The sequence below is a fragment of the Dyella monticola genome, assembly GCF_003363155.1.
GTDB classification, from domain to species: domain Bacteria; phylum Pseudomonadota; class Gammaproteobacteria; order Xanthomonadales; family Rhodanobacteraceae; genus Dyella_B; species Dyella_B monticola.
Genome location: NZ_QRBE01000008.1, coordinates 216,490 through 228,263, shown reverse-complemented (window position 1 = coordinate 228,263; position 11,774 = coordinate 216,490). Strand labels below are relative to the sequence as shown.

Here is an 11,774-nt window from a genome sequence, read left to right as displayed (position 1 = left end):
TCTCGGGAAGAGGACATTCAGACATAAAAAAGCCGGCATTTGCGCCGGCCTCCTCTTCCTCTCGGGAAGAGGACATTCAGACATAAAAAAGCCGGCGCAAGCGCCGGCTTTTTCGCACCAACCCTTATGCGTACCAGCCCTTAGGCCAGCTCGCGAATCTTGGCGTTGAGGCGGCTCTTATGGCGAGCGGCCTTGTTCTTGTGGATCAGGCCGCGGGCGGCGTAGCGATCCATCACCGGCTGGGCAGCCGCGAAGGCTTCCACGGCGGCAGCCTTGTCCTTCGCCTCGATCGCCTTGACGACCTTACGCAGGGTGGTACGGACCATGGAACGGGCGCTGACGTTGCGCAGGCGGCGCTGCTCGGACTGGCGCGCGCGCTTCTTCGCGGACTTGATGTTAGCCAAGGTAGAACTCCGGAATGAATACTGGGGTTGGAAAAAGGGGGCAATTGTGGCGTCATTTTGCCGTTGGGTCAAGTGGTTAAGGGCCGCGCAGCCCTTTTCCAAGGTATGAAGAAACGTACCTCGCCTCGTCTTCCCCGCGAAAACCGGGGCCTAGTGAGTTGATTGGCCAACAAATACGCTGGATCCCGCCTTTACTCGCTCCTCAGCGCAGGGCCATCCATGGTCCTTTTCAAGTACGCGGAAGGGCGACTGGGGCGTATTTTCCGAGACCGTTGGGGAAGAAGGCCACCCCGTGATGACCTCTCGTGTATTCACGAGGTGCGCAGGTAACATCGTGGTCAGATGAGCCCCAAATCCGGGCCCTCCCAAGAAAAAGAGCCCTCAGGACCCATCCCTCGCATGAAATCCCCCAGCATGCTCCGCGGGCTGCTCTCCTTTAGCAGCATGACCATGGTTTCGCGCGTGCTCGGGCTGCTGCGGGATATCTCCATCAGCCACGTGTTCGGCGCCAATGTGGCCACCGACGCGTTCTGGGTGGCGTTTCGCATTCCCAACTTCATGCGCCGCATGTTTGCCGAAGGCGCGTTCTCCACCGCTTTTGTGCCAGTGTTTACCGAGGTGAAGGAGCGGGACAGCCACGCGCAGCTGAAGGAACTGATGGCTTGTGTGGCAGGAACGCTGGGCGGCGTGCTGTTGGTGGTATCGGCGCTGTGCGTCGTGTTCGCGCCGCAGGTGGCGACGGTTTTCACGCCGGGCGCGGTGGACGAACCGCATAAGTTCACGCTGACGGTAGAACTGCTGCGCCTGACGTTTCCTTTTCTGTTGTTCGTGTCGCTGACGGCATTGTCGGGCGGTGCGCTCAACAGCTTTCACCGGTTCGGCTTGCCGGCGTTGACGCCGGTGATCCTCAACCTGTGCATGATCGCCGGCGCATGGTGGCTGTCGCGTCGTTTGCAGACGCCGATCCTGGCGCTGGGTTGGGCGGTGTTTGCGGCGGGCATTCTGCAGGTGCTGTTTCAGCTCCCCGCGCTGCGCCGGCTCGATTTGCTCGTCTGGCCGCGCTGGGGTTGGCGACATCCGCAGGTGCAAAGGATCATGCGCCAGATGGTGCCGACGCTGTTCGGTTCTTCAGTGTCGCAGATCAATCTGCTGTTCGATACGGTGATCGCATCGCTGCTGATATCCGGCTCGCAGACGTGGTTGTCGCAAGCCGACCGTTTTCTGGAATTGCCGCTGGGCGTATTCGGCGTGGCCTTGGGCACGGTGATCTTGCCCTCGTTGTCCAGGCATCACATTGCCACCGATCATGAAGGTTTTTCTAAGGCACTCGATTGGGGCCTGCGCACCACGCTGCTGATTGCCGTGCCGGCCATGTTCGGCCTGATGCTGCTGGCCCAGCCGCTGGTGGCGACATTGTTTCAGAACGGCCAATTCCGGCCGTTTGACACACGCATGACCACGTTTTCGGTGACCGCCTTGAGCTTTGGCGTGCCGGCCTATGCCCAAGTGAAAGTGCTGCTGCCGGCGTTCTACGCGCGCAAAGATACGCGTACACCGGTACGTGCCGGCGTGGCGGCGTTGCTTTCCAATATGCTGCTCAACGGGATATTTCTGCTGACGCTGTACGCGCTGTGGGCGCCACCGGCATTGAAGGCGGCCCCGCTGTTCGAAGGCTTGTCCAAGGTGCCGGGGCTGCATCTAGCGCTCGGCATGGCCAGCGCCGTGGCCAGTTACATCAATGTAGGGTTGCTCTGGCGCTGGTTGCGGCAGGCGAATATCTATCAGGCTCAACCCGGATGGCCGCAGCATCTAACCCGACTGGGGCTGGGATGCGCCGCCATGGTGGCGGTGCTGCTGCTGGGGCGATGGTACTGGCCGGATTGGACGCACATGCAGGTAATCGGTCGCGTCTGGCGTCTGGCGGTGCTGGTGTGCGCAGGCGGGGCGACGTATGTCGCTGTGTTGTTCGCCACCGGTTTCCGGCTGCGCGAATTGCACCATGCATGAACCGAATGCCCGACGCAGAACCGTCGGGAGCATCCCTTATACTGGCCGCATGATGAAACTGTCCCGGGACGTTGTGGGGCCGTGCGTGGCCCCCGGCGGCAGCGTGGCTGCGGTCGGTGCTTTCGATGGCCTGCACCGCGGCCATCAAGCCTTGCTCAGCGAAGTGCGCCAGCGTGCGCAGGCGTTGGGCTGCACGCCCATCGTGGTGAGCTTCGAGCCGCTACCGCGCGCCTACTTCTCCAAGGAGCCCGTGCCGCGCCTGTCCAGCGTGCGCGAAAAGCTGCTGGGTTTTGCCGCGGCCGGGATGGAACACACGCTGTTGTTGCGCTTCGACCAGGCGTTGACGGCCATGGCGGCCGAGGAATTCATCCAGCGCGTCTTGATCGACCGGCTTGACGTGCGCGAAGTATGGGTGGGGGCGGATTTCCGTTTCGGGCACAAGCGCGCTGGCGACGTGGCGATGCTGGAACGCATCGGCACCGCGCACGGTTTTGCCGCCCACACCATGCCGGCCGTGTCGCTGGACGGCGAGCGCGTGTCGGCCAGCCGGGTGCGGGCGCTGCTGGCGGCCGGGAATTTCGGTGCCGTTGCACCGCTGCTTGGCCGGCCATTCGTGATCGAGGGCAAGGTCGAATATGGCAACCAGCTAGGCCGCACGCTGGGTTTTCCCACCGCCAACATCCATCTGCGCGATCGCGTGACGCCGGTGCAGGGCATCTTCGCCGTACGCGTGGGGCTGGGCGAGGGCGAGTGCAGCTGGCCGGGTGTGGCCAGCCTGGGCACGCGGCCGACTGTCAATCAGGTGGCCGAGCCCTTGCTGGAAGTGCATCTGTTCGATTTCGAAGGCGACCTCTACGGACATCGCATGGCGGTGGAATTCGTGGCCAAGCTGCGCGATGAGATGAAATTCGACGGCCTCGACGCATTGACCACGCAAATGCGGCATGATGCGCGTTCAGCCCGGGAGATCCTTGGTATGAACCCGGTATTGATCGACGCGAACCTGGCCGCATCATGAGTCACAGCATGTCCCGTTTGCACACCCCTTCGACGGCGCTGGCCGCGACGATCATTATTATTTGACGCACTTGCCGAAGCGCGTGCGCTTGCCGCCGCGCGCGGCAAGCACCGAGGCTTCGGTTCCTCCGGGCATCGAAGCGGAACCCCCGTAAAAACGGCACCGAGCGATGACCCAGGACTACAAGAGCACCATCAACCTGCCACAGACCACCTTCCCGATGCGCGGCGACCTGCCCAAGCGCGAACCGGGCTGGCTGGCCGAATGGGAAAAGGCGGGGCGTTATCACCAGATCCAGGCCAAAACCAAGGGCCGGCCGACTTTCGTGCTGCACGACGGCCCGCCGTATGCCAACGGCGCCATTCATCTGGGCCACGCGATCAACAAGATACTCAAGGACGTGGTGGTCAAATCCAAGCTGCTGGCCGGCTATCACGCGCCCTATGTGCCGGGCTGGGATTGCCACGGCATGCCGATCGAAATCCAGATCGAAAAACAGTTCGGCAAAAACCTGCCCACCAGCGAGGTGATGAGCAAGGCGCGCGCGTACGCCAGTGAGCAGATCCAGAAGCAGAAGGGCGACTTCAAGCGCCTTGGCGTGTTGGGCGAATGGGATCGTCCTTACCTCACCATGGCACCGCCGAATGAGGCGGGCGAAATCCGCGCGCTGGCCGAACTGCTGCGCAAGGGTTACATCTATCGCGGCTTGAAGCCGGTCAACTGGTGCTTCGATTGCGGCTCCGCGCTGGCCGAGGCGGAAGTGGAATACGAAGACAAAACCGACATCGCCATCGACGTCGGCTTCGCGTTCGATGACCCCCATGCCGTCGCCAAGGCCTTCGGCCTGGAGAAACTGCCTAAGCCCAACGGCCAGATCGTAATCTGGACCACTACGCCCTGGACGATTCCTGCCAACCAGGCGCTCAACCTGCATCCGGAATTCAGTTACAGCCTGGTCGATACGCCCAAGGGCTTGCTGATTCTCGCCACCGAGCGCGTCGAAGAATGCCTCAAGACGTACGGCCTGGAAGGGCATGTGGTCGCTTCGGTGCAAGGTCATGAGCTGGGTGATCTGAAATTCCGCCATCCGTTGTATGCGGTCGATCCGGGTTATGCGCGCCTGTCGCCGATTTATTTCGGTGATTACGTGACGCTGGATACGGGTACCGGCATCGTGCACTCCGCGCCCGCTTACGGCGTGGAAGACTTCCAGTCGTGCAAGGCCTACGGCATGAAGGATGCCGATATCCTCAATCCCGTGATGGGCAACGGTGTCTACGCATCGTGGTTGCCGCTGTTCGGCGGCATGTTCCTGTGGAAGGCCAATCCGAAGATCGTCGAAGCGCTGGATCAAGCCGGATCGCTGTTGCATCAGAACAAATACGCGCACAGCTACATGCATTGCTGGCGCCACAAGACGCCGATCATCTATCGCGCCACCTCGCAGTGGTTCGCAGGCATGGATATCACGCCCAAAGACGGCGGCAAGACGCTGCGCGAAACGGCGCTGGACGGCGTGGAGGCCACGCAGTTCTTTCCTGCGTGGGGCAAGCAGCGTCTGCACAACATGATCGCCGATCGCCCTGACTGGACGCTCTCGCGTCAACGTCAGTGGGGCGTGCCCATGGCGTTTTTCGTACATCGCGAAAGTGGTGACCTGCATCCACGCACGCCGGAGTTGCTGGAAGAAGTGGCCAGGCGCGTCGAGCAGCATGGCATCGAAGCGTGGCAAAGCCTCGATCCGACCGAACTGCTCGGTGCGGATGCCGCGCACTACGAAAAAAATCGCGACACGCTGGACGTGTGGTTCGATTCGGGCACCACGCACTGGCATGTGCTGCGCGGTTCGCACGCCGATGTGCTGCGTTTTCCGGCTGATCTGTATCTGGAAGGCTCCGACCAACACCGCGGCTGGTTCCATTCGTCGCTGCTCACCGCCGCCATGCTCGATGGCCAGCCGCCGTACAAGCAGTTGCTCACGCACGGCTTCACCGTCGATGCGCAGGGGCGCAAGATGTCCAAGTCGTTGGGCAACGGCATCGAGCCACAGGACATCATGAATCGCATGGGCGCGGACATCCTGCGCTTGTGGGTCGCGTCGACCGACTATCGCTATGAGATGTCCTTGTCGGAGGAAATCCTGAAGCGCGTGGCGGATATGTACCGGCGCATTCGCAACACTGCGCGCTTCCTGCTCGGCAACCTGGATGGCTTCGATCCGCACACGCATCTGGTGCCGATCGAGCAGAGCTTGTTGCTCGACCAGTGGGCGATCGGTCAGGCCTACGAATTGCAGCAGGCCGTGGTCGCCGCGTATGAGCGCTACGATTTCCCAGAAATCGTACAGCGTGTGCAGAACTTCTGTACCAACGAGATGGGGGCGCTGTACCTGGATATCACCAAGGATCGTCTGTACACGATGCCGACCGACAGTATCGGCCGTCGTAGTGCACAGAGTGCGATGTACCGCATCCTGGAAGCGCTGGTGCGCTGGTTGGCACCGATGCTGTCGTTCACTGCCGAGGAAATCTGGCAGCACATGCCGGGTGAGCGCGGCGAAAGCGTGCTGTTCGAAACCTGGTATGACGGCGTGATCAACACTCAGGGCTCTCCAGAGCAGCGTCGTTACTGGTCCGACCTGTTGGTGATGCGCGATGCCGCCTCGCGCGTGCTCGAAGACATGCGCAAAGCCGAGAAGATCGGTGCGGCGCTCGAGGCAAAGCTCGTGTTGCATACCGATCCGGCCACAGCGGAACGCTATGCATCCACGGCGGATGAATTGCGCTTCTTCTTCATCACGTCGGCATTGAGCTTTGCGCCGCTCGATCCGCGACCCGCCGATGCGGTGGCGCTGCCGTTGGAAGGTGGTGGCGACGTGTACGTATCGGCCAGTGTGAGCGATGCGACCAAGTGCATCCGCTGCTGGCACCGTCGGGACGATGTGGGTAGCAATCCGGCGCATCCGGACATCTGCGGGCGATGCGTCAGCAATGTGGAAGGGCCGGGCGAGAATCGTCGCTGGTTCTAAACTCTGCCTCAAACCCGCTCCTTCCCCTGCAAGCAGGGGAGGGGGGCGTCCCACGGCACTGGTATGCGATCTTGAGAACACCCATGCACCCCAAACCCAACGCACTTCCCTGGTTGTCGATCTCTGTATTGGTCATCGTTCTGGACCAGCTCACCAAGTGGTGGGCGCTTAGCGCGCTGCAGCCGCAGGGTGTACCGCATCCGGTGATTCCCGGCTTCCTCAACTGGACGCTCGACTTCAATACGGGAGCCGCCTTCAGTTTTCTGGCGCAAAGTGGCGGTTGGCAGCGCTGGTTCTTCGTGGTGCTTGCGGTGGTGATCACGCTGGCGCTGTTGATCTGGCTCTCGCGCACGGCACGACGGGATTGGCGTACGGCGCTGCCGATTTCGTTGGTGATCGGTGGCGCGCTGGGTAATCTGATCGATCGCTTGCATGCGTCGCAGGTGACCGATTTCATCCAGGTCTACTACCACAATTGGTATTACCCGACCTTCAATGTCGCCGACTCCGGCATTACGGTGGGTGCCGTGCTGCTGATTCTGTTCGGCTTGCGCTCCAGTGCCTCCGCGCATTAATGGCCTATTGCGGCATATGCCGCTCATACCGTCCGGCCCGCTTTAAGCGGAGACAGGCGCGAGGCGCGCCATGCCGGCACGAATACGGCCAATTGGCCGAGCAAGAGCAGCACGACGATACCGGTTACCACATACGCGAGCGACAGCCTCTGCATTTCAAAGCGGTCAACGAGCAGGGCGTTGACCGCCAGCGCAAGCAGCGTGCCGACGCTCACGCCGGCCACGCTGATCAGCAGGTTCTCCATGCAGAAGTACTCAAGAATGTCCCCTCGCGTGGCACCAAGCGCTCTGCGCACGCCGATCTGTTGGCGGCGCTGGGCGACCCAGAAGCTGGTCAGGCCCACGATGCCGGCGGCGGTCGTCGCCAACAGCACGGCACAGATCACTCCCATCAGGATGGCCATGCCGCGATCCTTTTTGTACGCGCTCGCGCGAACCTGTGCATACGTCTTGACGTCGCCGGGCCCGATGACGCGCAAGGGATTGGCCGTAAACAGCGCCTGAGGCGCCGCCCTTGCGACGCGCTCCAACATGCCAGGCTGCACCCGTACCAGGTAGACCGTTCCACTTGTGAGCAATCGGAACGGAACCAGCGTGGAGTGCTCCATCCACGCTTCTGAATAGTTGCCGATCCATGTCTGCATCCGAGCGACCACGCCGATGATGGTGCTCGGCGGTGCGCCGCCGATGCAGATCTGCTTGCCCACGGCATGGCCGCCCGGAAAGAGGCGATCGGCCAAGGCCTTGGTGATGAGGATCACGCGCGGCAGCAAGCTGTCACGTGCTGCCATGTGACCGATTTCATCGGCGCGGAAGTTGCGCCCGGCGAGCAGTTTCAGACCGAGCGTGTCGAGTGCATGGTCGTCGGCGAAATAGATGGCCGTGGCCGAAGCAGGGGTGCGCTGCTCCATGGTGTAACGCACCCCTTTCGACCAACCGCCATCGCTCAAGGGAAAGCCATTGCTGGCGTACACATCAACGACACCCGACAGGCGGCGCAGCGTTTGAAGATCGGACGCCATCAGTGCTTGAATCTGCTGGGGTGCCGGATCACCAAGCCATTGGTTCTGAACGACCAATACGTCGGCTTCGTCCACGCCACTGGGCCGCGACAGTCGCGCCACGCGCGCATGGATGATGAAGAGCGCGTTGCATACGATCGCCAGCGTCAGCGCAATCTGCAGCACGATCAATAGCGTGCCACCCTTGTGGTGCAAAAGTGCGGATGCGATAGGCCTGATCTGCATGGGTGCCGCCTTTATTGAGATTTCAATTGCCACGAGGGTTGGACACGTGCAGCGCGCCATGCTGGATAGAGCCCGGCGATGATCGTTGCGAATATCGCTACCAATACCGTCGAACTGATCAAACCCGCCGTGAGATGGGCGAGTTTTGCGATGTCGGGGTCGAACAGCAGATCCGTTCCGTGCATACCCGCTGCGGTGAGCAACAATCCCAGAAGGCCCCCAGCCGCACCGATTGCCGCCGCCTCGGCCAGGAATTGGCCGTAGATATGACCGCGCGAGGCGCCCAACGCACGACGCACGCCGATTTCGCCGGCGCGCCGCATGATCTTGGCCAGCAGCAGACCCACGGTGTTGACCAGGCATACGAACAGGAATCCCATGGCAACCAGCAAGGAAACACGGGCCTCCGGGGGCACCACACCTTCGTGATCCAGCCAGCCGTTCAAGTCGAACAGGCGTACGTTGCTGGCCCATTTAAAGCGGCCTGCGCGCTGCTGTTCGGAAGCGTAATGGCTCAAGAACTGTCGATAGCGCTGCACCGATGTGGCGTCCGGCAGTTGCACCCATAGCGAAACCCACGTGCATTCCGATCGCAGCCATCCATCCCAACCGGGGGTGAGGGGTTTTCCCGAGGCCGAGCAATTGTTATTGCCGTTGCTACCGATATGCAGGGCTACCGCGCGTGTGAAGGGCAGGTAGTAGTCCGGTGTATCGCCAAAGCTGAAGCCGTTGTTGACGTCGTAAAAGCGTGGCTGCGGATTCCAATCGTCCATCACGCCGACCACGCGATAGTCGTGGCCGTCCACATTCAATGTCTGGCCGACACTGTTGATACCGGCAAACAGACGCTGATTCAGGCGATTGCTTATCGCGATGACATTGCCGGCCCTGTCGTCATCGTCGCTGTGCCAGCCATGTCCGTATCGGAACGGCACGTTGAACATCGCAAAGAAATCCGCATAGGCGGCATATCCATTCGCAGTGAACGGGCGTAGTTGCAAATGTTCGTCCGGCACGACGTCGCCGACGATCGGGTAGATGGCCGTTTGGCGTGCGCCTGCTTTGGCTCGCATCAAGGCCATGGCATCGGTATAGGTCAGCGCGTCCGGCAGCTGGTTGCCGCTGGAGCCGTTCTGCGGTCCGATATTGTCGATCTGTGGCACAAACAGTTGCGCGGATTTTTCCGGCAGCGGATCGCCTGACACAGCGCGAAATACCGCGTATGTCGTCATCGATGCGGCAACGCCGATACCCATGATGATAACCATGAGCACCGTGAGCCCCGGGCTGCGCCGGAAGCTGTGCATCGCGAGCTGCAGGTAATAGCCGAACATCGGTACGCCGCTCCTTGATAGGCCGCCACGGCAAGCGTGGTGTACCGGGGTAGGCGTCGCATCGCTTTTGGGAGGGCTGGCCGGCGGCCAGGGGTAAGCGGTCGTTCTGCAGAGGCAGGCGGTCAGCGCAGCCGCAGTGCGCTGCGTGCGGCATTGCGGAATCGCCGGCTCAAGTCCAGTCGCGTGCCATCGTGAAGCACGATTTCCGCATGGCCCTGGAACAACGCGTGCACTTCGCGGATGCGGTTGATGTTGACCACGATGCTGCGATGAATACGCAGGAAGTGGGCAGGATCCAGTGATTCGTAAAGGTGGCGCAGCGTTTCGCGATGCAGGTACGTGCTGCCATTGGCGTGAATGCGGACGTAGTTGTCGTCGGCGCGAATCCAGTCGATATCCGACACGGGTATCACGATGGTTCGTTCGGCCACCTGCACACTGATGCGCTTTACGCAGTGACCGTCGCCATGCGCAGTCAAAGCGCTGCGATGGTTCTGCAATCCATGCCAATGACTGCGCACGCGATCCATGGCCTGATCGAAACGGGCCTGGTCGATCGGTTTGAGCACATAGTCGATGGCATTGGCGTCGAACGCCTGCAGCGCGTGCTCGGCGAACGCCGTCGTGAAGACGATCAGCGGCGGTGACTCAGCCGGCGCATCACGCTGAAGCAGACTGAAACCGTCGCCGCCAGGCATCTGGATATCGAGAAACACCAGATCCGGCAGCAACGTCGCGATCGCCTGCGCCGCTTCGTGCACGTTGCCGCATTCGCCGACGACGTCGACGTCCGCATGTTTGGCAAGTGCCTGGCGCAGTGCGACGCGTGCGAGTATTTCATCGTCCACCAATAGCGCACGAAGATGCGAGCTACTCATGCGCCGACCTCCACGAACGGAAAGCGCAATTGAACACAGGTGCCACCGCCGGCACGCGGCGAAAGATCCATGCTCGCCTTGTCGCCGAACATCGCTTGCAGTCGCGCACGCGTGTTGCTCAAGCCGACGCCTTCCACGGTCCCTGCCGAAGGGAGCCCCAGTCCGTCGTCTTCCACGCGTAAACGCAATTCGTCACCGATACGTTGCGCGACGATATGCAGCGCGCCACCATCGTTCTTGCTAAGCAGGCCATGGCGTAAAGCATTTTCCACCAGCGGCTGCAGGATAAGGCTCGGCACCATCGCCTTGCCGGTATCGCCAACGTCTACATGCGTGACCAGGCGATCCTGGAAACGCACTTTCTGGATGCCCAGGTACGATTCCAGAAACTGCATTTCACGCGAGAGCGGCACTTGCTGTGCATGGCGCTCCTCCAGCGTAAGGCGTAGAAAGTCGCTGAGTCGCGCGATCATCAGCTTCGCCTGTTGCGGGTCGGCTACCGTCAGCGCAGAAATCGCATTGAGCGTATTGAACAGAAAGTGAGGTTGCAGCTGCATGCGCAACGCCTGCAATTGGGATTGTGCCAATTGCGTTTCCAGTTGCGCGTTGCGATACCGCTCATCCCGCAATGAGCGCCACGATGCAAAGCCCCGCAGCACCACCAGCATCATCCAATAGGTAAGCAGCGCCAGATGAAACTTGTAAACGCCTTCATTGCGCAGCAGATCGCTCAGCGTGAAGACGTTCCCTTTGGGATTGGGCCCGCACAACGCAAAAAACAACACCAGCATTACTGCGCTTTGCGATGCGGCAATGAGCAGGCTGCTGGGAATATGCAGCAGCCAGAACCTTCGCCATCCGTGCGCACCCACGCGGCCCAGCCAGCTCACCAGCGGCGTAAGCGCCATCCACACATAGAAATCGATCAGGTTCCACGCCAACGCACGAGGCCAAGCTACCGGATGACCTTCGCTGATGCCGCCGAGCACGGAGCTGGCCGTGTACGACAACGCCAGCATCGTCCAGAACCCGAACGCCAGGCCCAGAACTTTCAATTGATGCGTGCGGGTCGACTCGTTCATGCGCCTGCGCCTTCCACTGCGGTTGGTTTACGGCATTCAACGCGGCAGTAGTGTGCGGACTATGCAGGCGCTTTGGAAGCGCGATTCCTTCGTGCTGCGTCTGCGCATCAGCCATGACCGCTCGCCCTCGCCATCCGACCGTTTACCCCACAACCAACGCGCTCATCACAAAGCCCATGCCCAACCGCCAAACAGCAGCGA

9 protein-coding genes are annotated in these 11,774 nt (G+C 61.3%); 4 read left to right on the top strand and 5 right to left on the bottom strand.

Annotation, left to right across the window (positions count from 1 at the left end; translation table 11 throughout):
• Positions 1 to 140 precede the first annotated feature (140 nt).
• A complete protein-coding gene (gene rpsT, locus DWU98_RS14400; RefSeq protein ID WP_115496240.1) occupies positions 141 to 404 on the bottom strand; it encodes a 30S ribosomal protein S20 in 264 nt (87 codons plus the stop codon).
• 399 nt (positions 405 to 803) lie between these two features.
• Here rpsT and murJ point away from each other — a divergent pair, with 399 nt between their 5' ends.
• From murJ to lspA, 4 genes are all read left to right on the top strand, one after another.
• Positions 804 to 2,411: a murein biosynthesis integral membrane protein MurJ gene (murJ, locus tag DWU98_RS14395; RefSeq protein ID WP_115496239.1), complete on the top strand. Its 1,608-nt coding sequence runs from the start codon at positions 804 to 806 to the stop codon at positions 2,409 to 2,411.
• Positions 2,412 to 2,460: 49 nt separating this feature from the next.
• Positions 2,461 to 3,429 (top strand): bifunctional riboflavin kinase/FAD synthetase, encoded by a 969-nt coding sequence (locus DWU98_RS14390; RefSeq protein ID WP_115496238.1) that lies wholly within the window; start codon positions 2,461 to 2,463, stop codon positions 3,427 to 3,429.
• 169 nt (positions 3,430 to 3,598) lie between these two features.
• The gene (gene ileS, locus DWU98_RS14385) at positions 3,599 to 6,457 is read left to right on the top strand and encodes an isoleucine--tRNA ligase (protein ID WP_115496237.1); all 2,859 of its coding nucleotides are present in this window, start codon (positions 3,599 to 3,601) and stop codon (positions 6,455 to 6,457) included.
• A gap of 83 nt (positions 6,458 to 6,540) precedes the next feature.
• On the top strand, positions 6,541 to 7,032 hold the full coding sequence (gene lspA, locus DWU98_RS14380) for a signal peptidase II (protein ID WP_115496236.1): 492 nt from the start codon (positions 6,541 to 6,543) through the stop codon (positions 7,030 to 7,032).
• Positions 7,033 to 7,055: 23 nt separating this feature from the next.
• Here the strand turns inward: lspA and DWU98_RS14375 are convergent, their stop codons facing one another.
• The 4 genes from DWU98_RS14375 to DWU98_RS14360 all read right to left on the bottom strand — a co-directional run bounded on the left by DWU98_RS14375 (position 7,056) and on the right by DWU98_RS14360 (position 11,573).
• The gene (locus tag DWU98_RS14375; protein ID WP_115496235.1) at positions 7,056 to 8,279 is read right to left on the bottom strand and encodes an ABC transporter permease; all 1,224 of its coding nucleotides are present in this window, start codon (positions 8,277 to 8,279) and stop codon (positions 7,056 to 7,058) included.
• A gap of 11 nt (positions 8,280 to 8,290) precedes the next feature.
• The gene (locus DWU98_RS14370; RefSeq protein WP_115496234.1) at positions 8,291 to 9,613 is read right to left on the bottom strand and encodes an ABC transporter permease; all 1,323 of its coding nucleotides are present in this window, start codon (positions 9,611 to 9,613) and stop codon (positions 8,291 to 8,293) included.
• Positions 9,614 to 9,735: 122 nt separating this feature from the next.
• A complete protein-coding gene (locus tag DWU98_RS14365; protein WP_115496233.1) occupies positions 9,736 to 10,491 on the bottom strand; it encodes a LytR/AlgR family response regulator transcription factor in 756 nt (251 codons plus the stop codon).
• Positions 10,488 to 11,573 (bottom strand): sensor histidine kinase, encoded by a 1,086-nt coding sequence (locus DWU98_RS14360; RefSeq protein WP_115496232.1) that lies wholly within the window; start codon positions 11,571 to 11,573, stop codon positions 10,488 to 10,490. Before DWU98_RS14360 ends, DWU98_RS14365 begins: the two co-directional genes overlap by 4 nt.
• Between the last annotated feature and the right edge of the window lie 201 nt (positions 11,574 to 11,774).

Bases quoted from the DNA above. Each gene is read 5' to 3' on its own strand.
- ileS (WP_115496237.1), top strand. From the start codon at position 3,599: ATGACCCAGGACTACAAGAGCACCATCAACCTGCCACAGACCACCTTC.
- DWU98_RS14375 (WP_115496235.1), bottom strand. From the start codon at position 8,279: ATGCAGATCAGGCCTATCGCATCCGCACTTTTGCACCACAAGGGTGGC.
- DWU98_RS14365 (WP_115496233.1), bottom strand. From the start codon at position 10,491: ATGAGTAGCTCGCATCTTCGTGCGCTATTGGTGGACGATGAAATACTC.
- DWU98_RS14390 (WP_115496238.1), top strand. From the start codon at position 2,461: ATGATGAAACTGTCCCGGGACGTTGTGGGGCCGTGCGTGGCCCCCGGC.
- lspA (WP_115496236.1), top strand. From the start codon at position 6,541: ATGCACCCCAAACCCAACGCACTTCCCTGGTTGTCGATCTCTGTATTG.
- DWU98_RS14360 (WP_115496232.1), bottom strand. From the start codon at position 11,573: ATGAACGAGTCGACCCGCACGCATCAATTGAAAGTTCTGGGCCTGGCG.
- DWU98_RS14370 (WP_115496234.1), bottom strand. From the start codon at position 9,613: ATGTTCGGCTATTACCTGCAGCTCGCGATGCACAGCTTCCGGCGCAGC.
- murJ (WP_115496239.1), top strand. From the start codon at position 804: ATGAAATCCCCCAGCATGCTCCGCGGGCTGCTCTCCTTTAGCAGCATG.